Genomic DNA, 26,527 nt, shown 5'->3' with positions numbered 1-26,527 from the left:
ACTACGCATCTCATTTTTCTTTTTAAAAAAGAAAAGATCATGATGTGACGAAGTCTCAAGATCGCAACTCGCGGCGCTCAGAGCGATCCTGACGGGCGTTCGCGGCCCGAGGATGCATGTAACTACCTCGGGCGTGCGTGCGGGGCCGGTCCCGGCGGCCGGGGCCGGGGGCGCGGCCGGGCGAGCGGCGGGTTCCCCGGACGGGCCGCCGATCTTCGGTCATAATCGGGGTTATGACTCAAGATCGGGAATCGGCCGGGGCGGTCCCCGGGCTGGACCACCCCTACGACGAGGAGCACCTGGAGCAGGAGGTCCTGCCGCGGGTGCGCGAGGTGATGGGGAACGACTGGCCGCGCCGCGCCAAGCTCGGCGAGCTGGCCTCGTCCCTCACGCCCGGCGAACTGCTGGACCTGGTGATGCTCCTCGACGCCCAGCGCACCACCCAGCGCACCACGGGCCGGGCGTCATGAGCACGACCAGGGAACCGGCCGCCAGGGAACCCGCCGGGGCGGGCGACCCGCACTGGCACGTCGAGATCACCGCCGCGGTGGACGGCGCCGCCGCGATCGCCGCCGCCGACACCTCCTCCGGCACCTCCTCCGACAGCGGCGCCGACGCCGCGGCGGAGGCGGTGCGGACGCTGCGCGACGCGCTCGACTACACCCTGCGGCTGCGCGGCCCGGTGGAGCTGACCGCGCCGGGCCTGGACCGGCTGCGGCTGCGGCTGACCGTCGCCGCGCCCAGCCTGATCGCCGCCATCGGCGGCGCCAACAACGGCGCGGTCAGCGCGCTGGGGGTAGCCGAGCTGCGGCCCGGCGAGCTGGTGACCATCACCGGCCGCGCGCCCGGCGAACCGGCACCGGCGGCATGACCGGCGGCACCTCCCCCGCGGCGCCCGCCGCCCCGGGCTCCGCGCTGACCGGCGAGGAAGGCCCCGGCGCCCCCTCCCCCGCGCCGTCCCCCTCCCCGGACTCCACGGCAGGCGCGGCGGGCACCACGGCGCTCGCGCGGCTCGACTCGATGCCGGCGACCGGCTCGGGCAGCGGCCTGAGCGGCGAGCCGGGCGGGGGCACGGCGGACCCGCCCGTGCTGGAAGGCCGCATCGTCACGCCCCCCGGCCCGCCGCCTCCCCGGTCGGCTGCCCCGCCGGCGGGGGGCGGGCGGCGCGGGCCGCTGGACAGCGTGCCGGTCACCACGGTGCTGGAGCGCGCCGAGGAGGGGGGCGGGCCGGAGCTGACGCACCTGGTGGCGGGCTGGCTGCTGGCCTACTCCTCACCGCACACCCGCGATGCCTACGCCCGTGACCTGGCCGAGTGGCTGGACTTCCTGGCCGCGCCCGGCGGCCGCGACGGCGCCGCGCGCCGCGACCCCCTCGGCGTCAAGCGCGGCGACGCCGACGCCTACGCCCGCACGCTGGAGCAGCGCGGCGCCTCCTCCGCCACGGTGCGCCGCAAGCTGGCCGCGGTGTCGTCGTTCTACACCTACGCCGAGGAAGAGGAGGCGGTCCAGCGCAACCGGGTCCGCCGCGCCACCAAGCCGCCGCGCTCGGACGGCGGCAAGACCGGCGCGCTGTCGCAGGCGCAGACGAAGGCGCTGCTGCGCGCGGCCGACCGGATGGTCGCCGACGCCAGCGCCGCGCTGGCCGCGCGGCCGGACTCGCGGCGGCGGGCCAACCGGCTGCTGTACGCGCTGCGCGCCCGGGCGCTGGTCTACCTGCTGGCCGGGCTGGGCATCCGCGCGTCCGAGGCCCGCACCCTGCGGCTGAGCGACCTGGACGAGCACGACGGGCACCGCCGCGCGCGCGTCACGGTCAAGGGCGGAAAGGAGCACTTCCGTCCCGTCCCCGCCCGGCTGGAGCAGGTGCTGGGCGAGTACCTGGCCGTCAGCGGGCACCACCGCCGCCCGGGCGGTCCGCTGCTGGCCACCGCGACCGGCCGCCCGCTGGCCCGCTCCGAGACCGGACGCATCCTCAACCAGGTCGCCGAGCTGGCCCGGCTGAAGGTCCACCCGCACAAGCTGCGCGCCACCTTCGTCACCCTCGCCCTCGCCCAGGGCGAGGAGATCGAGACCGTCCGCCGCGCCGTCGCCCACGCCACCCGCGCGCAGACCGAGGCCTACAACGACACCGACCGGGATCTGCAGAACGACCCGGCCACCCTCATCGTCGAGCTGGTCAGCCCGCGGCGGCCGCAGACCGCCCGAGCCCAGCGGGGAGAGAGCGTCTGATCCCCTGCCGAGCGAAAGGCAGCACGGGCAGCCGGCGCCCTGCCGTGGCAGCCACGTAAGGCCCGTGAGCGTGCGCTTGGCGCCAGGGCTAAAGCATGATGGGTGCTCATGACGCCGCTGTCTCCCGATCGAGCCCTGGAGTTCCTCAGTAAGGTGCTGGGGACCTTCGCATCCACTGGCGGGCTACCGACCTTGGGACTCCTCCACACTGAGGATGGGACTCAGCCGTTCGCCGAGGTGCTCAGGACACTCGATGTCGAAGGCGTTGACCCGCGGAGCGTCGATGCGGCCTTGGGTTCAGCCATCGACACCGGCGCGCTGCTCACGCTGGCCGAGGGCAGGGTCCACCTCGCCGTCCTGGCGTACAGAGTCGTTGAAGTCGAGCTGCCTGAACACGCCAGCATCGGCCAACTGGACCAGGCCCAGGCGCACGCCGATCACGCAGATCTCGCGTCCTACCCCGGAGCCGTCGATGTGATCAGGGTCTACGCGTCGGCGCGCGACGGTCGACGATGGGCAGCGCGCTGGAGCACCGGGGATGACGCACCCCCGGTGCTTCTGGATCCGGCATCCAGAACCGCAGCCGACGAAGGCGTTCTCGCCGCGCACGTGCGGGCCGCCGTCGATCTGGATTGGTAAGGCCGCCCGCACCGGGGGCGCCCTGTCCTGTTCCACTCATGACGGAAGGTGTTTCGGCCGAAACACTTCCGGGCGCTCGCCGTGCCTTACGTGGCGGACGTGCCTTCAGACCTCCAGATAACCCGTCAGCCACGGGCCAGCGACGCGATGTGCCTTACATGCCTGGCGGCGTAGCGGCACCCCAGATAACTGCCCTGGCGAAGGCCGCATGCGGTCGATGGCGGATGGGAAAACCGGATGCGGAGGCACGGTAGGTCGCCATCATCATGGGATCTGTGCCTGCGAAGAAGCTGCATCCGCCGTGGTCGTCGGACGTTGTCCAGGCGGTCGCCGACGTCTTGGCCAGCACCGATTGGCCGGGGCTGAGCAACTCAGAGATCACCCGGCTGCTGGGGATGATGCGGATCGCCGACGTGGAGGCGTCCAACAAGCGCTCCCGGCTGGGAACCGCTCTGCTCAATCGGCAGCACCGCGACCAGGCGAGCAACTGCATCATCCGGTTCATCTGTGAGGCGATGGCGCCGGGCCGGTTCCTCCAGGACCAGCCTCGGTTCGACGCGCTTCGCGATGGCCTGTCCGAGGCGTTGTCGCTGGTCGGCCTTCGGGTCAACGAACAGGGCAAGGTGGCCAGGGCGGCGGCGACGGCGACCACGCTGGACGAGGTGGCCCGGCTGGCCGGTCGGCTGCGGACCGAGTTGGCGCGCCGCGGCGTTCACCCCGAGGTCCTGCGCTACTGCGAGGAGGAACTGCTGCGCAAGTCGCTGTTCCACGCGGTGTTCGAGGCGACCAAGGGCGTCAGCGAACGGCTGCGGCAGATGAGCGGGCTGTCCGGCGACGGCGCCGGGCTGGTCGACCAGTGCTTCGGCGCCGGCGCCGGCGTGCCGGTCGTGCGGATCAACGGCTACGGCACCGAGTCGCAGATCAGCGAGCATCGCGGGTTCGCCAACCTGCTCAGGGGCATCTTCGGGACGTTCCGCAACCCGCCGGCGCACACGCCGCGGGCGACGGCGGGCTGGGCGCTGACCGAACCGGACGCGCTCGACCTGTTCTCGATGCTGTCGCTGGTGCACCGCCGTCTGGACGCCGCGACCGCGCGGACCGGACCATGACGCGGGTTCGCAGGCTCGTGGTTCATGTGAGGTAGCGCCGGTGCAGGCGGTCGAAGAACGCGTCGAGCATGCGGTGCGTCGCCCGGGGGTCGGTGAGTTCGGCGCCGCCGAACCGGTACACCTCATACCCCTTCAGGCGCAGGTCGCGGTCTTCGGCCATCATCGCGGCGTACCGGCGGGGGTCGGCGCGGCCGTCGTCGCCGGCGTAGTGCTGGCGGCCGTCGCACTCGATGACGACGCGGGCGCGGTGCGGCAGGAGCAGCAGGAAGTCCATGCGCTGGCGCGCCAGCGGGCCAGGGGTGCGCCGCTCGGCGGCGGTGTAGGGGTCGTAGTGCAGGTAGACCTGCGGGATCAGCGCGGGGATGTCGGGGCCGAGCCGGACGTAGCGGTCGGCGTAGGAACGGAGGATACGGCGTTCGGCGTCGTTGTCGCCGAGTGAGCGGTCCAGCCTGCGGGAGATGTCGGGGTCCGGCTCGCCGGTCATGCCCTGCCGGTCGGCCCACCAGTCGCTCAGTTCGGCCCAGGTCAGCCCGTGCGCGGCCAGGGCCCGGTCGTAGACCAGGCAGTTGTGGGCGTTGCGGACGATGCGCAGGTCGTTGTTGACGGCGTCGTCGAGCACGATGTCGGGCTTGGGGCCGATGGCGGCGAAGATGAGGTTCTTCAGTGCCCCGGGCACCCCTGACCCGATGAGGCGGTGGTCGAAGACCGGCGCGCCGCTGATGACGTCGACTTGGACGATCTCGTAGCCGTCGTGGACCAGCACACCGTTGAGGAACTCCTGCAGCCGTTTGATCTCGGCGAGGTCGGTCCGCACCGATGGATGCAGCATCTCGGCCAGGAACCGCAGGAGCTTGTCGTCCTGGTCGACCAGGCCGAACCGGGTGTCGTGAAAGATCCAGTCGTCGTTCCAGTCGTCGTTGAGCCAGCGGTGCTGGCCGATGTCCTGGGCGGCGGTGGCGAAGCGGGGGTCACGGCTGGGCAGGTTGTCCAGGTCGTAGAGGCGGCTGAGGAAGTCGACCTCGTCCAGGACGCCGCTCCAGTTCGGCTGGATCTCCAGGAGTCCGTCGATGATGCGGCGCCGGGTGACCTCGGTGACCCGACCGCGTCGATCACCGCCGGTGCGGTTGGAGCCGGTCATGCGGTGGTGCTCGCGTCGAGCTGCGCGGCGTTGAGATGGGCGGCGGCGCGCAGCTCGCGCAGGTCGGGGATGTGGTCGTCCAGCGTGCCCGGCGACCACGTCGGCGACAAGGTCGCCCACCAGCAGCACCGAATCGACGCCCTACTACGCCGGGAACTGCACGTGCACCGGTTCCCGCTGATCAACCTCCCCACCGTTCAGCCCAGGTGCCGCTCGACCGTGCCGGTGAACGCCTCGACCTCGTGCGCGGAGAAGGTGTGCTGGTTGGCCTCGGTCACCATGTAGCCGCACTCGGCGAACGCCAGCAGGTACGCCCGCATCTGCGGGTCGGTCATCCGCTCGGCCTCCTGGCGGATCTCGGCCATCATCTTGCCCGCATCGACCGGGGCCGGCTCGTCGGCGTCCGGGTCGAAGAACACCGGATCGCCCGGTCCCATCTCTCGGCCGAACTTGGCGCGGAACAACTCCGCCTGCTGCCGCAACGCATCAGTGATCTGCGGCCCCTCCGACTCCGCGGGCGTCACCGTGACCCGCCCTTGCGCATCGGTCACCCGTTGCACGAACCGCCGATCACCAGCACGCTGGTTCACCAACGCCGCATGGCGCTCGAACCGCTCCGCACGCTCCGCCAACCGCTTGGCCCGACGCCGCTGCTTGGCATCCTTCTTCTTCCCCGCCACACCCACCAGCCTCCACCGCCGCCAGCCGCCAGATCAAGACAGAGCTGCGGAGATCCTCACGGCCGTTCCGCCTCCGCCGACTCCACGCCGACATACCTCCGGTCCCGGACAAGCCATCGAGAAGGTACCGCCTCGGGTGTTGCCGGCGGCAACCAGCATCGACGGTCGGGACCGAAGCCGTAAGGGCACGCCGTGCAGGCGGACCTGTCGAAGCCTGGTGCAGTTGGGCGCTCCGACTGTCACGCTGTCCCTATCGCCCCGTTGAACAGGAGACCCTCGATGGCTGGACGACGCCGCGCTCCGGAGCCAGCCATGCTCTCTGCCTCGGCGCGACAGCAGATCCCCGCCATGTTCGCGGCCGCCCCGTCGCTGGACGGCGCCCGCGGCCGCGAGATCTTGCACGTGTCCATGTCGATCACGCTCCGCGCCGGCGGCAGTGAGTGGTACGACGGCCCCAAGAACCGAACCGCTCGCGTGGCGCTGCGCGACGACGAGCGGGACGCCTTCATCGCACACGTCGAAGCGGGCCGCTTCGTCGATGCCGTCCTCATGGTCTTCAACGGCTACTGGCCCGGCCCCGAGACAGCCGATATTGAGAGCATCGGCAGCATTACCTGGTGACCATCCCCGCTCTTGCGGACACAGGCGCGCCGGGTTCGCGTTCGAAAGCCCGACTCCCCCTGGAGAACAGAGCATGACCGACCACCCACCCCGCCGCGCGCGCGACCACGACCGGCGAGCAGACGACCCGGCGCCCGGCCCGTATGAGATCACGTCGCCGGGCGTTCGGAGCGTGGCGGAGGGATGCTCATGAGGATCTACCTTTCCGGGCCGATGCGCGGCCTGCCGGACATGGGACGTGCGGAGTTCGCGCGCGGCGCAGAGGCCCTGCGCGCCCGCGACCACGAGGTCTACGTGCCAACCGAGCAGCCCGGCGGCAAGGCACGCGTCGGCGCCGCAGTGCGCATGGCCCTCGCCGACAACCTCAACTGGATCTGTGAACGCGCCGAAGGCGTGGTCGTCCTGCCCGGCTGGCGTCATTCGCGCGGCGCGCGGGCGGAAGTCGCAGCGGCTCGGGCGCTCAACATCCCGGTGTGGCCGCTCCCGGATCTTCTGCTTCACGGCGAGGCCGCGCCCCAGGTCACTGAGGAAGCCGGGATGGGCGCCTGCTCCTGTCCGGACGCAGCCGCCTCGCGGTTGCCTGTCGTCGCGGGCGGCGAGGGCGCGGAGGAACCGGGCCAACCGTGAAACTCGCCGTCGCTCGCCGTCGACGCGCTGATCATGTAACGCTCACGCGCGACGCGGGGGCCCCGGCGGTCAGCGGGCGAGACGGTCCTGACGAACTCGGCGGCATCGAGCAGATGTCCCCAGGCCGCGCGTCTATGGACCGCGGGAGTTACATGAGGCGGTCGTGCGGGCGCCGTGGCTGGGGCCATCGGGATAGCTCCGCTGCTGACGTCACAGCCGCGCGCACCGACGCCGCCGCGCAGCCGAACCACCGGCTCCGGCGGGGCCCCGGCTGGGCGCGGAGGGACCGGGCAAGCTCCCTCGCCGGTCAGCGGAACGGCGCGGCCGGGCAACGTGCTCGCACGGGCGCCTCAACCGAGGGCCGATGATGGGAACCTGCACAGGTCAGAGCGCTACTGCCACAGACGACTGCAGAAACTGAGGGGCCCGCTGGCAGAGGCTGAGAAGTCGTCACCGAAGCCTGCCGGAGCCGCCGCTGGCGCATGCTGCGGCCCAGCCGCACCTGGGAGCGCAGCAGCGAGTGCCACCGGCCTGGCGTCGCTCAACCCGCATTAATGCGGGTAGCGGTCTACGAAATGCTCCCTGACTTAGCATCCCGGCTTCAGCCGGAGACGCGATCGGGGCCGGCGGTGCGAGGGCGAACGTTCGAGTTCCGGTCCTGTCGGCTGAGTGCCGAGCCGCAGGTACGCTCACGCCGCGTGCGGGGCGGCCAGGGGCTCTGGGATACCGGCCCGCCGCCGCGCCTCCCCGCCTCCCCGGCGCGGCCCCCGAACATGTGGGGGAACCGGAAGGCCTCCCGCGACTCCAACGCCGGAGGCCTTCGGCGCGGTCGGGCTAGGCGGTTTCCTCGTCTGTCTCCAGGGCCAGGCGGTATTGCTCCACTGACGACAGCGGCGTTAGGGAGGCGTCCAGCACGCGACGGATGACGCTGGCGGTGGCCCCTGCGGCGGCCGGGGATGCGGCGCGCGGCGGTCAAAGCGGGGGGATGCTTTGCCAGGCGTTGCCCCCACTGCGGGCCCTGCCGGGGAAGGTCGATCATGTGAAGGACGAAGACGAGCGGGTGCACTTCACCCGGGCGGCCTCCTACGCCAACGACGGGGCGTGGAGCGTACTGCTGGGACGGCGCCGCATCGGTAGCGCCATGCCCAACCCGGCCAGCAGTGGTGGCCCATCGCGCCGCTGGCTAGCGCACCACGCAAACGGCCTGTTCCTGAACTACGCGCGGACCCGCCGCCACGCAGCCCGCATCATCCTTCAGGCAGAGATCACGTTCACCGAGCCTGCTGTCAGCTGACCAACGGCAGATGTCGTCAGTCCTGGTTCGTGGCGTCGACAGCGGCACCAAACGCCGAATTGCCGCACGTTGCGGACTGACCGCTTGGGGCCAGCAGAATCGGGGCCGCCGTGCTCATGGACTAGGAGGTGACGGTGGGGAAGGCCGACGATGCTGGGCGCGGGTCAGCAGGCGGCTCACCGTCGACGCCGCGACCCCCAGGTCGGCCGCGATCGTGCGGATCCCTTCCCCCGCTTCGGCGCGTCGCCTGATCTCCGGTTCGCGCGCCGCGATCATGCTGCTGATACCTGGCTCACCCGGCGGGACCGGTGGGGCGGACACGTGCTGCCAGCTGCGGCCGTGCACAGCCGCGCTGATCGTGGTCTCGGACACACCGTAGCGGCGCGCCAGCTCGGCCAAGGTGGCCGTTCCCCTGCCGAAGGCGCGGCGGGCGGCGGCGACCTTTCGGGCGGTCAACACGCTGCGCCGCGGGGCGGACGCCGCGGGCTCAGCGGGCCCGACTGGAGGCTCGGTGAGCGCGGTCCAAGTCGTTCCCCGAACCGCTGCGTACAGCGTGTTGTAGGGAACCTCCAGTTCGGCGGCAAGGTCGGCGATCGTGTCGCCCTCGCGTGCACGGCGTCGCGCGTCGGTGACCATGCGGGGCGACAGTGTCTTTCGGGACCGTTCACCAGGCACCGTGGCGGGCGCCGCTCCAGGAAGATGGGCATGCGTGCGGCCGGCCACCGCGTGCTTGAGCGCCGAGTAGGACACACCCCAGTCCACCGCTAGGGCGGCTGCCGTGGTCTTGTTCCCACTGACAAGCTCTCGCGCCTCGGTCACCTGTTCGTCCCGGAGCGCACGTCGAGCATCGTTTGTCATCGCATACCGTCCCATCGCTGTGCTGTGCCGAATGCGAACCCTCACAGGGACGATGACGGGGGCTGCGCCGTGTGGCCGACCCGCCCGACCGATCCTAACGCGGCACCATTCCCGGCATGCCACATTGCGCGCGCTGTATCGCATTCGCCAACGGGGGCTCCCTGACGGCGCGCGCGCCCGAGAACCGGCGGCGGGCCGGGCCGGACTCCGGCCAGGGGCCTGCCCCGACCGCAGCACCTGGATCATGCACCAGTGTCGCGATGCTCCCGGTGTCGTTCGGTGCCCGAGCGCAGGAGTTGCATCAGGGCGAGTTCGCGGCGGCATTCGGGGCAGGTGGGTTCGCCCGTAATGGTCTTGCCTTCCTCGGCCGCGTACCCCAAGCCGCACAGCGCCCGGAGCTCCGGGCCGAGCAGATCGGCGACGTAGTGCGAGCCGTACCCGACGACCCGAACCGCGGTGACCCGCCCGGCGTCGTAGGGCGCGTCCTCGGGCCAGACGTAGGCCGCCGCCAGGCTGCACCGCATCCGGTAGTCCGGTCCCCTCCACTCCGGCCCGGAGAGGGTCTGGTTGGCGGCGTCGACGGCGTCGGCCAGGCGCTCGAAGGAGATGTCGTAGTCGAGCATGTGCGACCAGGTGCGCGGGGCCTGCCGTTCGGTCAGGTCGCGGAAGGCCAGCAGGAGCCGCCACAGGTCGTAGCGCCTCACCCGGACGGTGTCGGTCCCCGGGTCGTATCCGTGCGGGTGGCCGCCGGTCGTGTTCGGCACGCGTCGTTCCCCCTTCGAGCGCAGGTGACGCCCCTCATCGTCGGGCCGGCCACCGCCCGCGCGCAGGTGACGCGCCGGGCCGGACGGCATCACGCCACGGCGCGACCGTGCAGAGCGGCTGCATGAAGGGGAGCTGGCGGCCGCCGCTCAACGGGTCGATGGGCTGCGCTGAGCCGCGCGCGTCGGACATAGTCGACGTCATGTCCGACGAAGTCGATCGCGGAAGAGAACCGGCCCCCAGCCGGGCCGTCGCCCTGCCCGTCGTGGCCGGGGTGCTACCGACCCGCCGACCGGATACCAACTCGCGCGACACTGCCGCGGTCCACGGCGCCCCTGGTAGGACGCGGACGGCGTTCCTGCCCGAGAACTCGCGCGGGGCACACCTGCGAGGATCCCTCTGATGGCCGAACCCGCCGAGGGGGACTTGATCGAGCGCGCGATCCAAGACCCCGGAAGCGAACTGATCCTGGAGCCGGCCGTCCTGGTCGATGCCGCCGCCGTACTGGACCGGGCAATCCCCGCCTCACCGCGTCCCCCAGGGGGCGAACCTTCCTTCGCCGATCAGACGCGCACCGAAGCCGTGCGTATCGACACGGACGCGGTGGAGCGGGTGGCGCTGGTGCATCAGGGCCGCGCGCAGGCGCAGCACGCCTCAAACGCCCTCGCCGACCACTTTGCGTGCCTCCACCTGTTCATCCTGCTCAGACTGATCTCCCCTGATCGGGCCCTGCCGTCGTCGGTACAGGAGCAGGTGGACCGGAACCTGAGCCTGCGCCCGGCGGCCGAACAACGGGTCGACGACGCCGTGGGAGAAGCGCTGTGCGGCCACGCCGAGGTCCTCGGCAACGCCGCGCGCGAGACCGAGGACCGCCATCTGGTCGAGGCGGCGGTCCGCATGCAGCATCGGGCGCTGGGTTCTCTCCCGGAGAGCTCCCCCCGGACCGCGTTGGCCTGGTTCGATCTGGCCGCCCTGTATTCCCGCCAGGCGGTGCTGACGGGCCGGGCCGTCGACCGGGATCGCGCCGTCGACGTCGCCCGCCAGGCTGCCTCCCGGTCCCGTGGCACTCACCAGCAGGCCCGCGCCCACGAGTTGCTGGCGGCGGTCCTTGGCCTGCGCGCCGACCTGTCCCGGGTCCGCCATCCGCTGCGCAGCCGCGCCGATCGACGCGAGGCCGCCACCGCGACCGCGATCGCCGCAGAGCCCCCGACAGGGCCCGCCGCCGAGGTGGAAGGCTGACGGCGGCGGGCACCTCTCCGAGCCGCCGCACCTCCGCCCTGGGCCGGCACCGTCACGACGAACGCGGCTGCCCGCTTCTCGGAGTCGCCGACCGGCAACCGCATGGGCCCGAGGGACGGTCAAGGGAAAGCTCAGGCTGGACGGGCTGGACCGCTGTTCGGGGACTGCTGGATCCGCTGGTGAAGTCCGGTCGGGTAGAGGTCGCTGACATTCAGCGCCGTCTCCAGACGGGCCAGGGTTGCCAGGTCGGGGTAGACGTCACCGCGCAGGACCCGGCCGACGGTGTTGTGGTGCACACCGGACAGTTCGGCCAGGCCGCGCTGGCTCAGCCCGCGCTGGTCCATCTCCCGCTTGAGGATCTGGGCGACGTGGCGGCCGTAGTGCGCCCCGATGGGCGCGTCGGCCGCGAGCGCTCCGTCCGGCCAGGTCCCCGAGACCGTGAAGGCGCTGGGGATCGCGTCGTTCCTCAAGTCCTCCCCGCCCCATCCATCGATCATCGCTGACCTCCCATCTTCTCGGCTCTTGGAGGGATCGGGTATACCTCCCACCTGTGGACCATATATGGTCCACCTGTTGGCGTTCCGGCCGACGCCGACCGGGCCGGGCACGCCTATTGCGATCCCGGGCGTCCCCCGCGAGCAGCCCTCAGTGCGAGAACGGCGGCCCGGCCCACCCCATCCCCGGACGAGACGGAGACCCTCGATGGCCAAGCCGCGGTGGTGGGCAGGCGTGGACTGGAGCGAGCAGCACGGCCACGAGGTCGCCGTGGTGGACGCCACCGGCACGCCGGTCGCCCGCGCTCGCATCGACGACACCCCGGACGGAGTCCGAGAGTTGCTGCGGCTGCTGGCCGGGCTGAGCAGCAGCCACCGGCACTCCCGCAAGCAGGTGCCGGTCGCGATCGAGACCACCCGCGGGCTGCTGGTGGAGGCGCTGCGCCGGGCCGGGCAGCCGATGATCCCGCTCAACACCGCGATGGTCGCCCGCTACCGGGGGCGCCTCACCCCGACCCGGCGCCGCAAATCCGACTCCGGAGACGCGCTGCTGCTGGCCAACATCATCCGCACCGACGGCGAGCTGCACCGCCCGATGGCCCAACCGTCGCCGACCGCGGAGGCGCTGAAGACGTTGGTGCTGGCGCACTGGCACGCGCGCCGCGACCAGCGGCTGTACGACAACCGGCTGCGCAGCGCGCTGCGGGAGTACTTCCCCGCCGCGATCCAGGCATGGGCGAAGCTGCCCGGCCGGACCCTGCGGCCCGAAGCGCGCGCGCTGCTGCGGGTGGCGCCCACCCCGCAGGCCGCCGCCCAGCTGCGATGGTCGCGGATCTCCCGGACGCTGACCGACGCCGGACGCACCCGCCAGGTCATCGAGCACACCGACCGGCTCCACGCGCTGTTCCGCGAGCCGGCGCTACGGCAGCCGGCCGAGGTCGAGCAGGCGATGGGCGAGCGGATGCTGGCCATCCTCGCCCAGCTCGACCAGGTGTGCCGAGTCGCGGACGATCTGACCGCCCGGATCACCGAGATGTTCGCCAGCCACCCGCACGCGCCGATCTACGCCAGCATGCCCGGCGTCGGACCGATCATCGGCGCGCGGCTGCTCGCCGAGATCGGCGACGCCCCTGACCGGTTCGGCACCGCGCGGGGTCTACGCGCATACGCCGGTGCCGCACCACTGACCTGGGCCAGCGGCGGCACTTCGAGCGTCACCATGCGCACCGCCTGCAACCGCCGCCTCAAAGTGACCGGGCACCAGTGGGCCTTCGCCACCCTGACCCGCTCCCCCGGCGCCCGCGCCCATTACGACCGGCGCCGCGAGGCCGGCGACCGGTACGCCGCCGCACTCCGCAACCTGTACGGGCGGCTGCTGACCTGCCTGCACCACTGCCTCACCGAGGGGGAGCTGTATCGGGAGGAGGTCGCCTTCCCCGCGGCTAGTGCTCTCCCAGCAATTCCCGAGCCCGCGATCGCCGCGCCCTGAGACCGGGCGGCCGGGACGTCCAGGACCATCCCGGGCCCCGAGCCCTCACGCGGGAACGACGCCCGGCCGCCCTCCATACCACGCTGTTCACGCTCTACTGCGCGAATGGCAGCACGTTGGCCGAACACGGGCAAGCCCGCCCGGCAGGAGTCGACGTCGGCTCTAGGATCGAGAGCCGTGACACCGCCAGCCACCAGCCGCCCCGAGGGCCATCTCGATCATCTACGCGAGGCTGCACCTAGGCCAGCACAGCGCCTCCGGTTCACCCTGCGCAGCCCTGGCCCGGAGGGTGGCTTCGACTACGAGGGGCTGACGTTCTACACCGATGGCACGGCAGGCCCCGGCGCCGAGTTCAGCGCTGACGTCAACTGGCCTTGGTGCTGCCCGCCCGCCGTCGGCGATGTCGTCTGGCTGGGCGGCACGATGTACCGCGTGGCTGAGCGGTCCTGGCAGCCGCCCCAGTGGCCTACGCCCGGCAACCCGTCCTCCGACTGGTCGGGGTCGCCACTGGTCGCCCTGATCGTCGACCGCCTCACCGCTCCGGCGCCGGGCCCGGCCGCCTCGTAGTAGACCCTCCGCCGGCGGTGCCGAGCTTCCGGGAGGACCGCTGCGCCGGGTCACGCTGTAGACGACAGCGAGCAGCAGAGCCGACCCCCGTGGCGCAGGCGGCGCGACATGCTCGCACACGAGGAAAGGAGGGGGCGCCGCGCTGCGCGGCTCCCCCTCCCTTCCCGTTACGTCAGCGGCGTCGGAACGCCTGCTGGCCGATCCGCACGAGGCGGGGCAGGCGGCGGCACACCAGCGCGACGTCCACCAGGACGATGCCGAGCAGCACGAGGCTGCTCGCCTGGTCGTGCTGACCGGTGTCACCAAGGATGTAGAACGCGACCGCCATGCCGACGGCCAGGATGGTGTATTCGGCGATCACGCGGCGCAGGAAACGCACGTTCGTGTCCCTCTTCGGACTGGTCATCTTCTCTCCTCCATGCGGCTGTGTGGTGGGTTGACCCGGAGCGCCACCTCCGGCGACATTTAGAATAATACATGTTTTAGACGCAGAGGGCGAGCAGGCGAACATGTGCGCCGTGCTCGCGCATGGGGATCACGGAAGGGCCACCGCAACGGGAAAGCGGTCCGGCCCCGCCAGAGATGGCGGGGCCGGACCGGGCGGGACATGGAAGCCGTCAGTAGGAGACGACGATGTCGGTGATGCTGACGTTGTTGGTCTCGACGTAGGCGTAGGCGTTGGCGTCGTTGTCCCGGTCGTATCCGACCTCGAAGCCCAGCCCTTCGAGGTGCATCCGCGCCTCGTCTTCGAGGGAGTCCTGCAGTTCGTCCTGCTCCAGCCCGTCGAGGTCGATGGCCTCGTCAACCTCCAGGTCGAGGGTGACCCTCATGGTCACGCTCATGGTCCGTTTGCCGTCCTCGGCGGCCGCAGGCGCGTTCTGGCTGTCCATCACCGGCTCCGTTCTGGTGGGGTGTGGTGGGCGCGGGGCCGGGCACCACACCCAGCCCCACATATAAAACTATACATGAAATACTGATGCCGCAGTGGCGCGGACGTGTGAGGTGCGATCGTGGACTGCGCACCGTCAGCCAGCAGAGCCCGGAGGAAGTCACCATGGCCGCACAGCGCTCCGCACAGCACCTCGCCGAGCTCCTCACGGCGGGGAGCGGGAAGGAGGGGCCGGATGCCGCCGCCGTCCATCTGCTGGTGTTCACCGACGTGCACGCCCGCGCAGAGATGGCTTCCTTCATCGAGGACGGCGAGAACGGCGAGCACGCCTTTGTCACCCGGGAGGGGTGGCGGTCGCTGCCGCGCTGGAGTTCTCGCCGCCGCTCGCCTCGTCCACGGCGCGGTTGCTGCGGCTGGCCGCCGGCCTGGCGACCGGGGAGCCGGTGGACGTGCGGGACGCCATGCGTTCGCTCGGCCGGGCGCACGCGCGTCGCGTCGCCGAGGCCGTCCTGATGGTCAGCGGGGTCTACCGGTCCTTCGACCTGGTGGAGACGCCGGAGGCCCGCAAGCCCGAGGAACTGATTGCCTCGTTCTCGGCCGCGCCGCCTGCATGAGGCGACACCGGCGGGCTACCGCTGCGGCGGCGTCATCGCCTCGGCCCCGCCTGGTCTGTTCGGGCCAGCTGCGGGCCATCTCGCCGCCCCCCGCGAGCGCGGACGGGGCCCGCGGCGACGCATCGAGGCGTCGCCGCGGGCCCCTTCGCTGCTGGTGGCCGGTTCGTCTAGCTGCAGTTCTCCACCGGTCCGGGCAGTGTGACGTCATGGCCGCACTCCTTGCACCAGGTGCGGCGCGGCGTGAACGTCCAGTCGTCGTTCTGGCTCCCGAACAGCACGCCGTTCTCCACGTACAGGTCGGTGATGCGCACAGCCTCGGCCTCCTGCGCTATCTCGTCAGCCGCCCCGCAGTTGGGGCAGACCAGGGCGATGTACGCGGCCGGGGCGGGGCGGCGGTCTTCCTGCCGGTCGGCGTGCGCCAGGCAGACCGGGAACGGGCCGGGGTTGTCCCGGTTGGGCATCCACAGGGCTCGTTCGGCGGTGCGCTCGCAGGACAGCTCGCCAGCGCTCTGGGCGACGCACCGGTTGCCGGACAGGAACGCGGGCAGCTCGCTGGACTCGCCGTAGCGGGGGGAGCCGGGGTCGTCGGTGGTGAAGTCGAGGATCACGCCGGATGGTCCCTTCTGGAATCGGACTCGTGTGATGGGCGCCGACTCGGAGTGCCACCCCCAAGCCAACGTTAAAAACAATACATGATAAATTGCGCCAAGTCATGGGGAGGCCCCCGGACGATGGCGGCGCAGACGAGCGCCTTCCGGGGGCCTTCCTTGGTCGGCGGTGTTCTAGTCGTCTTCGATCAGCATCTGCCCATGCTCGGCAACGGGGTCGTCGTCCGCCTCGTCCTCGTCTCCCTCGCCTTCTTCGTCGTTGACGACGACGCGGCCGTCGATCACCTCGATGCTCCACTCTTCGCCGCATTCGCCCTCGAAGAGCAGGCAGCCGCCGAAGCGCCGGCCGGTGCCGTACTCGGCGACGACGTCCTCCACCTGGCGCACAGGTGCGCCGAGCTTGTGGCCGACCGGGGAGCCGGGGACGATGGCCACAGCCTGCCCGTCGGCGATCTCGAACATCAGGTCGGGAGCGCACACGCACTCGGCGTGGCCGTACACGTCCGGCTGGACCCGCTCGCCGGTGTACCGGCTGCTGCACACGGGGTGGTGGTTGGGGTGGAGCGGGTGAATGGAGGGGATCTGGGAGGCCGGTATCGGCGGGTCGATGCTGATCGCCTCGCTGATCCAGTGGTCGTAGCCCATCGTGCGTGTCCTTCCTGATCAGGTGTCCAGGCAGCTGGGCCGGGGCAGGTGTCCCTCGTCGCCGCAGACCCAGCAGAAGGCGTCGGTGGGGGCGTCCGCGAGGTCGTCGGACGCGGCGATGGCGAGCAGGACGGTCTCGTGCTCGACGGTCAGGGCGATGTGCCTCCATCCCTCGTGGTCAACGCCGCCGTCCTTGACCTCGACGCGGTAGACCGCGTCTCCGGCGATCAGGTGGTCGGACAGGCTGGTCAGGTCGCCGAGGAGGGCTTGCTCCCAGTGCCGGGCGTAGTCGGCCAGAGTGCCGATGTGCTCCTCCCCCGCGACCGTGAACAGGTAGCGGCGGGGCCCTCGGTTCGGGCAGGTCGGGGTGTGGCCGGTGACGACCAGGTCGCCGGAGGTGGCCTGTGCGTCCGCCGGGCACCGGCAGGGCCGGGCGGGTGGGGTGCGATTGTTCACGCTGCTCCTGGTGTGGTGGGTGCTGGCTGGCCGTGGTCCGGGGCGCCACCCCCGGACCACGGCCCGAACCGGTCGGGTCAGCGGGCGCTCACGGCGCCGGGCTCACACGGTCGGCGCGGTTGGTGGCGCAGGTCCCGCACTCGCTGACGGCCACCGTCGCGTTGTCGTGCACCGCCTCTCCTTCGAGGTAGCCGCAGCCCGGCGAGTCGAAGAGCTGGCGCGGGTTCTCGGCGTTCTTGAGGTGCGTGAGCACGTCGGCGGGCCGCGCGTACTCGTCGTAGGGACGGTCGTAGCCGCTGCCGGTGTCGGTGCGGCTGGCGTATTCGCAGACGATCCAGAAGCCGTCCCGCGAGATCCCGACGATGACTCCGCTGGCCAGCGTGACGAACAGGACCATGACGTTCCCGCCGGTGTTCTCGATGCGGAAGGCGATGCCCGCCCGGTCGAGCTGCTGGGTCATCGGGGTGAGCTCGTCCATCTGATGCTCCCTTGTCGGTCGTGTGGTGGGTGGTCGGGTCCGGGTGCCACTCCCGGCCCCCGACCTACTGACTATACAAAAAACAATACATTATAAAACGTCAACACGCTAGGGCGACCGTGCCGAAGAGGCACTCCTGCATGGTGTCGACCTGCTCGGCCCAGTCGAGGACCGTGGGCAGGTTCCGGTCGGGGCCGTAGGTCAGGTACGTCCCGTCGACCGAGTCGCACCAGCACTCGGTTGCGGCGTAGCGGTAGCGCCGGGCGCTGTTGACGCGACCCATGTGCACCCACTTGCCCATGTCACTGGCGGCGCGGGCGATCTGGGCGGCCTCGCGGCCCAACTTCCATTCCGTCGACCCTCCGAGGAAGAGGCAGTCGAACTCCTCCCAGATCCAGGCGGAGTGCTCGCGCTCCGCGCCGTCCTGGGCGACGAACGCGGCGGGGAAGCCGAGGGAGCGGATCACCGGGAGCAGGTCGCGGGATCGGCTCCAGGACCCGGCGTGGTCGCCGACGACGTCGGGCGCCACCACGAACAGGCAGCGGTCGGCGTGGCGCCGCAGCGATGCCAGCCAGCGCAGGTATGCCTCGTCGCCGGGGTACGCACCGCCGAACACTCCGTTGTCGGCGCACCACCAGTACCCCGATTCGATCCGGTTGCCCTGCGCGGGGGTGGCGATCATGCCGAGGCCGCCGGAGCGGATGCACTCGCGGATCGGTCCGGTGGACGGCGGGGTCATGTAGAGCGGGGCCATGGTGCGCTCCTGGCGGTCGATGGGCTTGTGGTGGGGTGGTGCGCGCCGCGCCGCAGGGGTGCCACTCCCCCGTGGCAGGCGCGGTGGCGGACGGCGGGTCGGTCAGGCCGTCGGGCGGTCCACGCCGGGTGATGCCGAAGTCGGCGGGCGTTTCGCGGTGAGGTCGGGCCCGGTCACAGCGACCGGGCCCGATGAATAAAACATTACATGAACAATTCGCACTGAGCGAAGGAGGTGCCGTCGGAGGCCGCCGCCGCAGCCTCGGCGGCGTCCGGGGCGGCGTCCGGGGTGGCGTCCGGGGTGGCGTCCGGGGTGGCGGGCTCGGCGGGCTGGTCGTACAGCTCGTGCACGTAGGCCCGGGTCTGCGGCTCCCACTCTCGGCCGAGCGCGCGCCCCACCACCGCCGCGGCCGTCATCGGCGCCACGACGTCCGCTGCCAGCTGTGCCTTGTTCCGCACGCCCTCCCCCCGGCCGACGTGCGTCCAGGGGTAGTGGGCCGGGAAACCGACCGCCCGGCCGATGTCCGGTTGGGTCATGCGCGCGCCGGTCTGGGCGCTCTTCCATCCGTACGAGGTGGCGGTGATGCAGGTGGACACCTGGGATGCGGAGAACGAGCCGCCGCCCTTGGGCTTACCGGTCAAGGGGTTGATGCCTCGCTGCCCGCGCGTCATCACGGTGTCGGACTCGTCCCAGCCGGTCAGCTTCGCGAAGCTGGTGACGGGCATGGGGTGCGCGGGGGTCGACGGCACGATCGGGGCGACGTCCCCCAGGTAGGCGGTCACGAACAGCCGCTTGCGGTGCGAGGCCGCGCCGTGCACCACGGAGTCCAACGTCTCGGTCTCGATGGTCTTGAAGCCCAGGGCGCGCAGCACCGCGCACAGCTCGCGCAGGATCGGGGCGGGGAGCCGGTCGCTCTGCTCCATGGCGATCCAGCGGAGGTCTCCGCCGCACCGGTGCAGCGCGGCGGCGGCCCAGATGAGCACCTCCACCATGAGCCCGGGGCGGTCGTCCGCCAGCGCTTGGAGGTCCTCGCGCACCTCGGCCCACGACTGGCCGGAGCGCTGCAGCCCGGCGAACGTGCCGTCGAGGTGGTTGGAAGGGTGCACGCCGACGGCCGCCGGGACGGTCCGCATCACGTCGGTGATGATCCTCACCGCGTCCGAGCTGCGCCCCAGGCCCAGCCCCGCGCCCGAGAATCCCTGGCACGGCGGGGAGGGGAGCTGACCCGTGACGTAGACCAGGGCGGGGTGGTCGGGGCGCAGGTCCAGCACGGAGGCGTGGACGACCTCGAACCCGGCCGCGCGCGCGGTCTGCACCGCCGCCGCTTCGACGTCGACCCCCACCATGTCCACGTCGGAGGCGCGCAGCACCTCGCGGATGCCCCAGGCCCATCCGCCGGGGCCGTGGAACTTGATCAGGACGCGCTCGGACTCGGCGGTCGGCCGTGGGAACAGCCACCGCACCGGGTAGGGGGCGGCGTACTCGGTGAGCAGGGCCCGCGTGTCGGCGTCCAGGGCGGCGAACGCGGCCGGGGCGTAGACGAACCCCCGCTGGTCGACCAGCTCGTCGGTGATCATCGCGGCCCGGTCCGCCCGCGCGTCCTTCGCGTGCGCGGCCGCCTCCTGCTGCGCGCCGTCGGCGAGCGCCAGCGCGCACGCGTCGATTCGCTCGTCCGCCAGGAACGCCCAGTCCTGCGCCTGCTCGTCCTGCGGGTGGGCTTCAAGGTGTGCGGCCAGGACCGCCGCCGCGCGGCGGCACTCCACCACATGCGGGTGCTCGGCGAACCGTTCGAGAGCGTCCTCCCCCTCGCTGCCCTGTCCGCCTGCGAGGCGCGGCGACGGCGCTGTGTCGCGCGGGAGGGCGCCGACGAGAGCGGCGAGGCCGTCCTCGGTGCATTCGGCGAGGGGCAGTACTGCCTGTGACATCTGGTCTTCCTTCCGGGCGGTGTGTGGTGGGGTGCCGGGCGCTGGAGTGCCACCCCCAAACCAGCCCGACACATAAAATAATACATGTTTAAACTGCCACAAGGTAGAGCGGTCTCGTAGAACCGCCTGCTCAGTGCCGGTTCTCGTCGCCTTTGAAGGACGCCGGGGCTGCTTTCACTCGTGCTGCGTCTGGCGCGGCCCGAGGTCCGGCGACCGGGCGGTCGCGGTCGGCCCGGCCCCGCTCCCTCCCCTCGCCGCGCTTTTGAAGGCCCTCGCCGACGTCCTGGCCGAAGTCGCGCATCCAGCTCCAGCGGCGCTCATGATCCCCCTGCGGCAACCGCCGAGATCCAATGCGGCCACCTGCGATCTGGGCCGATCACAGGGCCGACACCGCACGGCGTGTCCTGCGGAGATCTCCCTGCCCCGGGGGGCTGGGACCGAAGGACGCCAGGATGCCGGTCTGGGTGGTTAGGGTCGGCACGTGGCTGAGGATTTCGACCTGATCTGGCAAGGGCTGCGGGCGACGCGGTGGGACCCGCCGGCGGCCGCAGCGGCCGACAAGGCCCGGCGCCGGACATATGTGGCGGCGCTGGAGCAGGCCGAGCAGCTGATGCGCGCGGCCGGGCGCGTGGGTCCGGCGTCGAGTCCGCTACTGCTGTTCTATGCGCTGAGTCAGGCGGGGCGGGCGATCGCGGCGGCCGCGAAGGGTTTGAAGGGCCCGGACTGGCTGCTGGACGGGCACGGGATCAACGTGACGCCCGGGGTGCTGAAGTCCGCGGACCTGGCCCAGATCACGACGGTGACCGACGCGCCGGGGCGCAAGGGGAGCTTCGCCCGGTTGTCGGAGCTGCTGGGGTCTCCGTTGTGGCCGAAGGACGAGCGCGGGCCCGTGCCGCTCGCACCGCTGTGGGACTGCATCCCCGAGTGCCGCGACCTGGCGTTGAGCGATGACCTGGTGGCCCGGCGGACACCGCTGCAGATCGAGACGCAAATGTACAGCGGGCTGGAGGGGAATCCGCTCGTGCCTACGCCGCTGTGGCCGTTGCCGGATTGGGTGCTGGACGCGCAGGACGGGCACGCCGCGCTCGCGGAGTACCTGTCGGCGTTCGTGCTCGGGAAGCGCGCCGCTGTGCCATACGTGCTGACCTCGGCGGAGGGCCCGCCGGAGTTCGTGCGGCACGTGGGCGGTGGGGGCGAGGTCACGATGAACTGGGAGCCGCCGCCGGACTGGCCGGGCGGAGATGCGGGCAAGGTCGCCTATCTGGAGTCGTTCACCCGCGCCTACTGCGGGGGCCGCTACCTGTTCCCGACGGTCGCCGGCGAGGACAGGACGATGCATCCGCTGATGGCGTGGTGGGCGGTGCTGTTCGTGCTGTCGATGCTGGCCAGATACGAGCCCGCTCGATGGGGCGCCTATATCGCGGTGGACTCCAGCCGCCATGCGGTGACGTTGGAACGGATCTTGGGGCAGGCGCGGGAGGTTGTTCCGCGCGTGGTCGCCGAGACAATTCAGGAGGTCGGAGGCTAGCCGCCGGCGTCCTGCGGCAGGCAGCATCCTGCCGCTGCTCGCCAACCTCGCGCGAGGTCGCTGTGATGTCGCCCTGCTGATGTCGCCCGGCAGATGTCGCACGATGTCGCCCCCGCACGTCCATGTCCGGCCCTGCTGCGGGCGCAGCAGGGCCGGGACGACCATCCGGACGCCGCACCGCACCGTTCGAGACGGCAAGGGACCGGCGGCGACATCGTGGTGCCGCCGCGCGGTTCGCGCTCGCGGCCTTGCGTCAGCCGCCCCCACCCCTTGCGCCAACCCGCCGCGACCTGGCCAGTGTCGCCGACACGCGTCGGCGACGCCGCGCACGCGGCCAGAACCGCGCTTCGGTACCGCCGCCGATGTCGCGACGGCGATGACGGGTGGTGTGCCAGCGTCCGGCTGAAGGGACGGCGCCGCCGGGTGGCGCGTCGCCGGACGTGGGCGGCAGCGGCGCGCGCCGCCGAGCTGGGCGACGTCGCCCAAGCCGACGTCGCGACGCGTCGCCGCAGCGGGCGCGCCCCGGCGAGGACTGGATATGCGCGGTGCTCCGCCGGGTCAGGGCTCTTGGCGGGAGTGCCCGGTGGGAGGTCTGGCGATGCCGGGAGCTGGCTTCCCGGCCGCGTCGTGGTCGATGAAATCGAGCACTTCCATGCCGATCATGCCGTGCCTCTTACACCAGATGACCTCACAGAACACATCGTGGAAGACGCGCAGCCGGATCACCTCGACCAAGCCGGGCCGATTGTCGCAGGTGGCCGTGCCGGCGGGGCCGTCACCTGCGCAGAACAACTGCGTCGGGTCACCGTACTCGGCCGGGTCGACAACCCAGCCGCGCAGACGGCACGGCAGCTTCTCACCGTCGGGGGTGATCCTCTCGATGTAGGCCAGCTGCGCATCGTCCGGGACGGCGAAGGGGATCGGCTTTGGCATCTCTGCCCCCTTCCCTGGAGGTTGGTGACGTTAGGGCTGGGCCGCCTCGATGAGCCGACGCGCGTGGTCCAGATCCACGCCGACCTCGGCAGCGACTTTCGTAGCCGTAACCTTCCTGCGTCTGTCGCGGGCGGCGGCGGCGACCATCTCGACAACCCTGTCCATCCGGATCTCCTCGATGAGGCGGCGCGCGTGGTCGGGGTGCACGCCGAGGTCATCGGCGACCTCCTGCGCCGTGATCTCCCTGTCTTCTGAAAGTGCCGTCTCCAGCAATGCCTCGACCCGTGCGCGGCGGGCCTCGCCCGGCAGGGACTCCCATGCGGGCTTGCTGCGCCCGGCCTCGGTGAGTTCGTAGATGCGGGCGCGGCCGACCTTCTCGCTGTCCACGAGCCCGATGTCCTGCAGCTTGCGGAGTGCGAGGTGCAGGTTGGTCGGCTTGGGCCCGCCGGTGCGCTCGGCGATCGCCTCGGCGATCTGGTAGCCGTTGCGCGGCCCTTCGGCCAGGACGTCCAGGATGTGGAGCTGGACTTCGCCGCGGCGGCGGCGCGGTGCGCTGTCGGTGGCTCCGGCAGCCCGCCCGCCCCCACTCCCCCGGCCGGGCCGGACGAAGGCCGCCAGGTCACCGCGGCGCCAGTGCAGCACTCCGCCGACCTGGACCGGCTCGGGGATCAGGTGCGGCTTGTTGTTCAGGTAGGACTGGAAAGTGATGTGCGAGATGCCCCAGAACGCGGCGGCTTCCCGCAGGTCCAGCAGGTCGTCGGGGTGGTCGTCGGCGGGCAGGTCCGGAATCGGATCGCCGGCGGCGTGCGCGTGGATCTGCGCGGCGTCGTACAGCAGCTTGTTGCCGCGTTTCTCGCCGCCCCGCTGGTTGATCGGCTTGGGCAGCGTGGGGTTGTCGAACAGCCCGGCGCGTTTGGCCGCGCGCAGGGAGACAAAGCCATGGGCGCTGGCGACATCGTCGACGGTGAGGGCCTTGCGGCCTGCGCGGATCACGTGTCCGGTCCTTCCTGCCTGGTCGTTGATGAGCCTAGAGCGTTGGCGACTGGGCGGGGGTGCGGCGGCGTCCGCGCGTGCGGCGGCCGGTTCGATCAGCGGGGCGAAGCGCAGGCACCGCTGGCAGGTCGCGGGCTGGTCGGTGGGCGCGGCCAGCCGCATCGGCTTGGCGCGGTGGGGCGTCTCGCACAGCGCTCGCCCGGCCAGGTGGCGGCGCCGCCGGGTGGGCGGGCCTGACTCGGCGTCCCGGAGGGGAACGACGTGCCGGAGCGCGTCGCGTCCTCCAGCTCTGCGGCCGCGCGGGTTCGGCCGCACCTCCACGGGCGCGGCGCATGCGGCCAGCGTGCTGCGCCACCGCTGACGGTCGCGGTGGTGCGCCTGGTCGGCGGCGGCGCGGCGGGCGTCGGCGTCGGCCTGGTCGCGGGTTCGGGCGGCCGCCACGGGCGCGGGCTCGGGCGGGTCCAGGCCGCGTTCGTCGGCCAGGACCAGCATGCGCGCCTCCTGGGTGGTGATGCCGCGAAGCCCGGTCGGCGGCATCCAGAAGCCGAGGACGGCGGTGCACCAGTCGTGGCCGCGCCGCGCGATGGCGGCCTGCATGCGCGGGAGTTCCCTCGGGTCGATGAGCGGGCCGCCGGCCTGGGCGGCCTCGCGAAGCTCCTGGTATTGGGGGTAGGTGGGCGCTGGGCAGGCCCGGAGTCGGTCGATCTCGGCAAGGGTCGGCATTGCTCTCCCAGGTCTCGAACGAGGCGGCAGCCGCGGGGCTGTCGCCGTGCGGGCCGCCGCCCGCGCGGGGCGCGGGCGGCGTGGAGCGGCGGGGTGGCAGGTCGGTTCCGGCCGCCCCGCCGGGTCAGGCGAGCAGCCCGTTGGCCTCGGCCGTGGCGTCGGTGAGCCGGACCAGGGCGATGCGTTCGCGGACGCCGCTGGTCTGTTCGGTGGGCGTCGGCGTGTCGAACACGATGTACCAGCAGGTGTCCGGCTCGGTGATGGTGGCGTTGAGCGCGAACAGCACCTGCTCCAGGGCCTCGTCGGTGTCGGTGCTGTGGGCGGCCTCCTGGGGCTGGATGGGGTCCTCGCAGTTGTCGCAGCGGACGACGTCGTCCCCGGCGTCCAGGTCGGCGGGGCTGTAGGCCACGCGCAGGTCGCCGGTGCGGTCGCGCAGCAGGACGCTGGTCCGCTGGAAGGCCGCGTAGGTCATGCAGCGGCCGGCGCACAGCCAAGCGCCCTGGAGGCGGAAGGCGATCGGCCGGACTGCTCCGCCCGGACGGGGCGGAATGCTGGTGTCCACGAGTGCTCTCCTTCTTCTGGTCGTGCGGTGGGTGGCGGCTGGCCGGGCGCCACACCCGGCCAGACGTAAAGAATAATACACAAATCATTTTCGCCTGCTGCTGTCGAGACCCCGGTTCTCCGGCCGGACTCACGCTCTGGGGAACGGCCGCATCCGGATCTGGGGGGTGTAGGTGGCGGTATAGGGCTTCAGGACCCGCATCACCGCGTCGGTCTCGCAGATCTGCGGGAGCCCGTACAGCTCGCGAGCGGTGTAGGTGGCCAGGTCCAGGTGTGCGCGGTCCAGGGTCGGCACCTCGGCGATGGACCGGCGCTCCTGGCGGATGCGCCGCCAGTCCTCGGCGGTCGTCTCGATGAGCCAGCCCAGCTCGAACCGGACCCGGCCGTCCAGTTGGTCGGGCAGCGCCTGGGCGGTCGTTCCGTCGCGGGCGACGATGGCCTGGTTGTCGGTGTAGAGCTCCAAGTCGCCGATCGACGCGCTGAGGTAGTGCATCAGCTCGCGGGCGCACACGCGTTCGTCCGCGCCCAGGGCCTCGGCCCATCCCTGCGGGTCGAGGTCCCAGGCGGTGTCCAGCCGGACGATCACGATCGGGGCCCCCCGGCCGGGGCGAGCCGTTTGGGGTAGGGCTGGGCCGTCCCGGCGATCGTGACCCGGCGGCGGTTGCGGCGGGAGGTGGCGATGGCGTAGCGCAGGCAGCCGCGGTGCCGCATCCGGACGGCGCCGAGGTCGTTGAGGGCATCGGTCAGCCAATCGGCGGGGCGGGCCCCGGCGCGCGGCGGCCGGGCGCCCAGCCCCACCAGGCGCCGCTCGACGTACTCGCCTTCGCCCTTGCGCACCTTCTGCATGGCGCGATCGGACAGGATGCTCCCGTCGGGCAGCAGCGTGAGGGTGCGCGGTGTCCCCCGTCCGGTGAACACCGCGTTGGACGCCTGGTAGATCGTCCCGATGTGCCCGGGGTGGACGATGCGCGGTCCGACCTGCCTGGGCACCGGGTCGGCGAACATGACGACGCCGCGCACGTCGGCGGCGGCCAGGTGCTCCAGGCACCGGGCCAGGAACCAGGACTCGGCGTTGCCGGGAGCGCGGCCGGGGCGGGGCGGCGGGGTGTGCCGCCCGCCGGAGCCGCTCAGCGGCGGGTCGGCGGCGTCGCCCTCCAGGACGAAGCGCGACAACTCCAAGCTCTGCACGTACGGCTCCAGGTCGGGGAAGACGTTGGTGAGCACGGCGGCGCTGGGCGGGATGCCGAAGACGGCGACGCCGACCAGGTCCAGACCCTCGCCGGTGTCCAGGAACAGGCCGAAGCGGCGGGCCGCTGCGGGGTAGGTTCCCGAGTAGTGGTGGGCCAGGATGTAGGGCTTGGCGACGCGTTCCTCGATCGCGAGTACCTGGTAGTTCTCGGCGGTGAACCCGCCGGCCGAGCGCGGCGTCCAGCTGTGGCGCCGGTAGCGCCAGCGCTGGCACAGCTCGGACTCGGGGGAGAGTTCGGCGAACTCCCCGTGCACGGGGAGTTCGGGCCCGGCCGGGCTGGTCGGAGGCGGAAACGCCAGTTGCTGGTGCATGCGGTGGTCTCCCTCGGTCGTGCGGTGTGGTGGGCCGCGCCCCCCCCCCGCGCCCCCCCGCGGGGGGGGGGGGGAGGGGGGGGCCGGCGGCGGCGGGGGGCGGGGGGCCGCGGGGTC

The 26,527-nt window shown here is 71.8% G+C and carries 31 protein-coding genes; 13 read left to right on the top strand and 18 right to left on the bottom strand.

The genetic code is table 11. The annotated features are described in order from the left end of the window. Positions 1–233 precede the first annotated feature (233 nt). The 5 genes from AB0C78_RS16380 to AB0C78_RS16360 all read left to right on the top strand — a co-directional run bounded on the left by AB0C78_RS16380 (position 234) and on the right by AB0C78_RS16360 (position 3,974). Positions 234–470 carry a hypothetical protein gene (locus AB0C78_RS16380; RefSeq protein ID WP_360747911.1) on the top strand — a complete coding sequence of 79 codons (237 nt, stop codon included), beginning with the start codon at positions 234–236 and terminating at the stop codon, positions 468–470. Continuing rightward, positions 467–871, top strand: coding sequence for a hypothetical protein (locus AB0C78_RS16375; protein ID WP_360747908.1), 405 nt, complete (start codon positions 467–469; stop codon positions 869–871). Before AB0C78_RS16380 ends, AB0C78_RS16375 begins: the two co-directional genes overlap by 4 nt. After that, positions 868–2,226 carry a tyrosine-type recombinase/integrase gene (locus AB0C78_RS16370; protein ID WP_360747905.1) on the top strand — a complete coding sequence of 453 codons (1,359 nt, stop codon included), beginning with the start codon at positions 868–870 and terminating at the stop codon, positions 2,224–2,226. Before AB0C78_RS16375 ends, AB0C78_RS16370 begins: the two co-directional genes overlap by 4 nt. A 108-nt stretch (positions 2,227–2,334) precedes the next feature. Then, positions 2,335–2,865: a hypothetical protein gene (locus AB0C78_RS16365; RefSeq protein ID WP_360747902.1), complete on the top strand. Its 531-nt coding sequence runs from the start codon at positions 2,335–2,337 to the stop codon at positions 2,863–2,865. A gap of 266 nt (positions 2,866–3,131) precedes the next feature. Continuing rightward, positions 3,132–3,974, top strand: a complete 843-nt coding sequence (locus AB0C78_RS16360) for a TIGR02391 family protein (RefSeq protein ID WP_360747899.1) — start codon at positions 3,132–3,134, stop codon at positions 3,972–3,974. Between the two features lie 22 nt (positions 3,975–3,996). Here AB0C78_RS16360 and AB0C78_RS16355 read toward each other — a convergent pair whose 3' ends face one another. Together AB0C78_RS16355 and AB0C78_RS16350 are read right to left on the bottom strand one after the other, a co-directional pair. Next, the gene (locus AB0C78_RS16355) at positions 3,997–5,112 is read right to left on the bottom strand and encodes a hypothetical protein (protein ID WP_360747896.1); all 1,116 of its coding nucleotides are present in this window, start codon (positions 5,110–5,112) and stop codon (positions 3,997–3,999) included. Positions 5,113–5,309: 197 nt separating this feature from the next. Beyond that, the gene (locus tag AB0C78_RS16350) at positions 5,310–5,792 is read right to left on the bottom strand and encodes a hypothetical protein (RefSeq protein ID WP_360747893.1); all 483 of its coding nucleotides are present in this window, start codon (positions 5,790–5,792) and stop codon (positions 5,310–5,312) included. A gap of 312 nt (positions 5,793–6,104) precedes the next feature. Here AB0C78_RS16350 and AB0C78_RS16345 point away from each other — a divergent pair, with 312 nt between their 5' ends. The 3 genes from AB0C78_RS16345 (at position 6,105) to AB0C78_RS16335 (ending at position 8,334) form a co-directional block, all read left to right on the top strand. Continuing rightward, entirely contained in the window at positions 6,105–6,413 is a 309-nt protein-coding gene (locus AB0C78_RS16345) for a hypothetical protein (RefSeq protein WP_360747890.1), read from the top strand. A 189-nt stretch (positions 6,414–6,602) separates the two neighbouring features. Beyond that, complete coding sequence (locus AB0C78_RS16340; protein ID WP_360747887.1) at positions 6,603–7,040, top strand: DUF4406 domain-containing protein; 438 nt, start codon at positions 6,603–6,605, stop codon at positions 7,038–7,040. 922 nt (positions 7,041–7,962) lie between these two features. Then, a complete protein-coding gene (locus AB0C78_RS16335; RefSeq protein WP_360747884.1) occupies positions 7,963–8,334 on the top strand; it encodes a hypothetical protein in 372 nt (123 codons plus the stop codon). A 114-nt stretch (positions 8,335–8,448) separates the two neighbouring features. Here AB0C78_RS16335 and AB0C78_RS16330 read toward each other — a convergent pair whose 3' ends face one another. Together AB0C78_RS16330 and AB0C78_RS16325 are read right to left on the bottom strand one after the other, a co-directional pair. Beyond that, entirely contained in the window at positions 8,449–8,970 is a 522-nt protein-coding gene (locus AB0C78_RS16330; protein WP_360747881.1) for a helix-turn-helix domain-containing protein, read from the bottom strand. Positions 8,971–9,434: 464 nt separating this feature from the next. Further along, entirely contained in the window at positions 9,435–9,956 is a 522-nt protein-coding gene (locus AB0C78_RS16325; RefSeq protein WP_360747878.1) for a hypothetical protein, read from the bottom strand. 400 nt (positions 9,957–10,356) lie between these two features. Between AB0C78_RS16325 and AB0C78_RS16320 the strand changes: the two genes are divergently transcribed. Beyond that, positions 10,357–11,193, top strand: a complete 837-nt coding sequence (locus AB0C78_RS16320; RefSeq protein WP_360747875.1) for a hypothetical protein — start codon at positions 10,357–10,359, stop codon at positions 11,191–11,193. 131 nt (positions 11,194–11,324) lie between these two features. Here the strand turns inward: AB0C78_RS16320 and AB0C78_RS16315 are convergent, their stop codons facing one another. Continuing rightward, on the bottom strand, positions 11,325–11,690 hold the full coding sequence (locus AB0C78_RS16315) for a helix-turn-helix transcriptional regulator (RefSeq protein WP_360747872.1): 366 nt from the start codon (positions 11,688–11,690) through the stop codon (positions 11,325–11,327). A gap of 205 nt (positions 11,691–11,895) precedes the next feature. On the opposite strand from AB0C78_RS16315, the gene AB0C78_RS16310 reads away from it, so the two are divergent. Next, the gene (locus AB0C78_RS16310) at positions 11,896–13,176 is read left to right on the top strand and encodes an IS110 family transposase (protein ID WP_360747869.1); all 1,281 of its coding nucleotides are present in this window, start codon (positions 11,896–11,898) and stop codon (positions 13,174–13,176) included. Positions 13,177–13,608: 432 nt separating this feature from the next. After that, the gene (locus AB0C78_RS16305) at positions 13,609–13,743 is read left to right on the top strand and encodes a hypothetical protein (RefSeq protein ID WP_360747866.1); all 135 of its coding nucleotides are present in this window, start codon (positions 13,609–13,611) and stop codon (positions 13,741–13,743) included. A gap of 172 nt (positions 13,744–13,915) precedes the next feature. Here the strand turns inward: AB0C78_RS16305 and AB0C78_RS16300 are convergent, their stop codons facing one another. Further along, positions 13,916–14,149, bottom strand: a complete 234-nt coding sequence (locus AB0C78_RS16300) for a hypothetical protein (RefSeq protein WP_360747863.1) — start codon at positions 14,147–14,149, stop codon at positions 13,916–13,918. Positions 14,150–14,360: 211 nt separating this feature from the next. Beyond that, the gene (locus AB0C78_RS16295) at positions 14,361–14,633 is read right to left on the bottom strand and encodes a hypothetical protein (RefSeq protein ID WP_360747860.1); all 273 of its coding nucleotides are present in this window, start codon (positions 14,631–14,633) and stop codon (positions 14,361–14,363) included. A gap of 346 nt (positions 14,634–14,979) precedes the next feature. On the opposite strand from AB0C78_RS16295, the gene AB0C78_RS16290 reads away from it, so the two are divergent. Further along, entirely contained in the window at positions 14,980–15,246 is a 267-nt protein-coding gene (locus AB0C78_RS16290) for a hypothetical protein (protein ID WP_360747857.1), read from the top strand. A 167-nt stretch (positions 15,247–15,413) separates the two neighbouring features. On the opposite strand, the gene AB0C78_RS16285 is transcribed toward AB0C78_RS16290, so the two are convergent. The 6 genes from AB0C78_RS16285 to AB0C78_RS16260 form a co-directional block, all read right to left on the bottom strand. Beyond that, entirely contained in the window at positions 15,414–15,854 is a 441-nt protein-coding gene (locus tag AB0C78_RS16285) for a hypothetical protein (RefSeq protein ID WP_360747854.1), read from the bottom strand. Positions 15,855–16,028: 174 nt separating this feature from the next. After that, a complete protein-coding gene (locus tag AB0C78_RS16280; RefSeq protein ID WP_360747851.1) occupies positions 16,029–16,499 on the bottom strand; it encodes a hypothetical protein in 471 nt (156 codons plus the stop codon). Between the two features lie 18 nt (positions 16,500–16,517). Then, complete coding sequence (locus AB0C78_RS16275; RefSeq protein WP_360747848.1) at positions 16,518–16,955, bottom strand: hypothetical protein; 438 nt, start codon at positions 16,953–16,955, stop codon at positions 16,518–16,520. An 88-nt stretch (positions 16,956–17,043) separates the two neighbouring features. After that, positions 17,044–17,433: a hypothetical protein gene (locus AB0C78_RS16270; RefSeq protein WP_360747846.1), complete on the bottom strand. Its 390-nt coding sequence runs from the start codon at positions 17,431–17,433 to the stop codon at positions 17,044–17,046. Between the two features lie 100 nt (positions 17,434–17,533). Continuing rightward, positions 17,534–18,187 carry a hypothetical protein gene (locus tag AB0C78_RS16265; protein ID WP_360747843.1) on the bottom strand — a complete coding sequence of 218 codons (654 nt, stop codon included), beginning with the start codon at positions 18,185–18,187 and terminating at the stop codon, positions 17,534–17,536. A gap of 203 nt (positions 18,188–18,390) precedes the next feature. Beyond that, positions 18,391–20,112: a hypothetical protein gene (locus tag AB0C78_RS16260; RefSeq protein WP_360747840.1), complete on the bottom strand. Its 1,722-nt coding sequence runs from the start codon at positions 20,110–20,112 to the stop codon at positions 18,391–18,393. A 481-nt stretch (positions 20,113–20,593) separates the two neighbouring features. Between AB0C78_RS16260 and AB0C78_RS16255 the strand changes: the two genes are divergently transcribed. After that, positions 20,594–21,640: a YaaC family protein gene (locus AB0C78_RS16255; RefSeq protein WP_360747837.1), complete on the top strand. Its 1,047-nt coding sequence runs from the start codon at positions 20,594–20,596 to the stop codon at positions 21,638–21,640. Positions 21,641–22,198: 558 nt separating this feature from the next. On the opposite strand, the gene AB0C78_RS16250 is transcribed toward AB0C78_RS16255, so the two are convergent. From AB0C78_RS16250 to AB0C78_RS16230, 5 genes are all read right to left on the bottom strand, one after another. Continuing rightward, positions 22,199–22,573, bottom strand: coding sequence for a hypothetical protein (locus AB0C78_RS16250; protein ID WP_360747835.1), 375 nt, complete (start codon positions 22,571–22,573; stop codon positions 22,199–22,201). 30 nt (positions 22,574–22,603) lie between these two features. Further along, entirely contained in the window at positions 22,604–24,289 is a 1,686-nt protein-coding gene (locus AB0C78_RS16245; protein ID WP_360747832.1) for a PadR family transcriptional regulator, read from the bottom strand. A 124-nt stretch (positions 24,290–24,413) separates the two neighbouring features. Then, the gene (locus AB0C78_RS16240; RefSeq protein ID WP_360747829.1) at positions 24,414–24,851 is read right to left on the bottom strand and encodes a hypothetical protein; all 438 of its coding nucleotides are present in this window, start codon (positions 24,849–24,851) and stop codon (positions 24,414–24,416) included. Positions 24,852–24,980: 129 nt separating this feature from the next. Continuing rightward, positions 24,981–25,436: a hypothetical protein gene (locus tag AB0C78_RS16235; RefSeq protein ID WP_360747826.1), complete on the bottom strand. Its 456-nt coding sequence runs from the start codon at positions 25,434–25,436 to the stop codon at positions 24,981–24,983. Then, positions 25,433–26,410, bottom strand: a complete 978-nt coding sequence (locus AB0C78_RS16230) for a hypothetical protein (RefSeq protein WP_360747823.1) — start codon at positions 26,408–26,410, stop codon at positions 25,433–25,435. Before AB0C78_RS16230 ends, AB0C78_RS16235 begins: the two co-directional genes overlap by 4 nt. Positions 26,411–26,527: the final 117 nt, after the last annotated feature.

The organism is Actinomadura sp. NPDC048394, from assembly GCF_040651755.1.
GTDB lineage: Bacteria > Actinomycetota > Actinomycetes > Streptosporangiales > Streptosporangiaceae > Spirillospora > Spirillospora montaniterrae.
The sequence above is the reverse complement of the archived record's forward strand: the minus strand, read 5'-3'. Positions and strand labels throughout refer to the sequence as shown.

Excerpts from the sequence above, each read along its gene's own strand:
- AB0C78_RS16265 (WP_360747843.1), bottom strand. The coding sequence starts at position 18,187 with ATGGCCCCGCTCTACATGACCCCGCCGTCCACCGGACCGATCCGCGAG.
- AB0C78_RS16280 (WP_360747851.1), bottom strand. The coding sequence starts at position 16,499 with ATGGGCTACGACCACTGGATCAGCGAGGCGATCAGCATCGACCCGCCG.
- AB0C78_RS16370 (WP_360747905.1), top strand. The coding sequence starts at position 868 with ATGACCGGCGGCACCTCCCCCGCGGCGCCCGCCGCCCCGGGCTCCGCG.
- AB0C78_RS16345 (WP_360747890.1), top strand. The coding sequence starts at position 6,105 with ATGCTCTCTGCCTCGGCGCGACAGCAGATCCCCGCCATGTTCGCGGCC.
- AB0C78_RS16375 (WP_360747908.1), top strand. The coding sequence starts at position 467 with ATGAGCACGACCAGGGAACCGGCCGCCAGGGAACCCGCCGGGGCGGGC.
- AB0C78_RS16365 (WP_360747902.1), top strand. The coding sequence starts at position 2,335 with ATGACGCCGCTGTCTCCCGATCGAGCCCTGGAGTTCCTCAGTAAGGTG.
- AB0C78_RS16335 (WP_360747884.1), top strand. The coding sequence starts at position 7,963 with ATGACGCTGGCGGTGGCCCCTGCGGCGGCCGGGGATGCGGCGCGCGGC.
- AB0C78_RS16245 (WP_360747832.1), bottom strand. The coding sequence starts at position 24,289 with ATGCCGACCCTTGCCGAGATCGACCGACTCCGGGCCTGCCCAGCGCCC.
- AB0C78_RS16360 (WP_360747899.1), top strand. The coding sequence starts at position 3,132 with ATGGGATCTGTGCCTGCGAAGAAGCTGCATCCGCCGTGGTCGTCGGAC.
- AB0C78_RS16230 (WP_360747823.1), bottom strand. The coding sequence starts at position 26,410 with ATGCACCAGCAACTGGCGTTTCCGCCTCCGACCAGCCCGGCCGGGCCC.
- AB0C78_RS16270 (WP_360747846.1), bottom strand. The coding sequence starts at position 17,433 with ATGGACGAGCTCACCCCGATGACCCAGCAGCTCGACCGGGCGGGCATC.
- AB0C78_RS16310 (WP_360747869.1), top strand. The coding sequence starts at position 11,896 with ATGGCCAAGCCGCGGTGGTGGGCAGGCGTGGACTGGAGCGAGCAGCAC.
- AB0C78_RS16300 (WP_360747863.1), bottom strand. The coding sequence starts at position 14,149 with ATGACCAGTCCGAAGAGGGACACGAACGTGCGTTTCCTGCGCCGCGTG.
- AB0C78_RS16380 (WP_360747911.1), top strand. The coding sequence starts at position 234 with ATGACTCAAGATCGGGAATCGGCCGGGGCGGTCCCCGGGCTGGACCAC.
- AB0C78_RS16330 (WP_360747881.1), bottom strand. The coding sequence starts at position 8,970 with ATGGTCACCGACGCGCGACGCCGTGCACGCGAGGGCGACACGATCGCC.
- AB0C78_RS16355 (WP_360747896.1), bottom strand. The coding sequence starts at position 5,112 with ATGACCGGCTCCAACCGCACCGGCGGTGATCGACGCGGTCGGGTCACC.
- AB0C78_RS16320 (WP_360747875.1), top strand. The coding sequence starts at position 10,357 with ATGGCCGAACCCGCCGAGGGGGACTTGATCGAGCGCGCGATCCAAGAC.
- AB0C78_RS16315 (WP_360747872.1), bottom strand. The coding sequence starts at position 11,690 with ATGATCGATGGATGGGGCGGGGAGGACTTGAGGAACGACGCGATCCCC.
- AB0C78_RS16340 (WP_360747887.1), top strand. The coding sequence starts at position 6,603 with ATGAGGATCTACCTTTCCGGGCCGATGCGCGGCCTGCCGGACATGGGA.
- AB0C78_RS16295 (WP_360747860.1), bottom strand. The coding sequence starts at position 14,633 with ATGGACAGCCAGAACGCGCCTGCGGCCGCCGAGGACGGCAAACGGACC.
- AB0C78_RS16260 (WP_360747840.1), bottom strand. The coding sequence starts at position 20,112 with ATGTCACAGGCAGTACTGCCCCTCGCCGAATGCACCGAGGACGGCCTC.
- AB0C78_RS16250 (WP_360747835.1), bottom strand. The coding sequence starts at position 22,573 with ATGCCAAAGCCGATCCCCTTCGCCGTCCCGGACGATGCGCAGCTGGCC.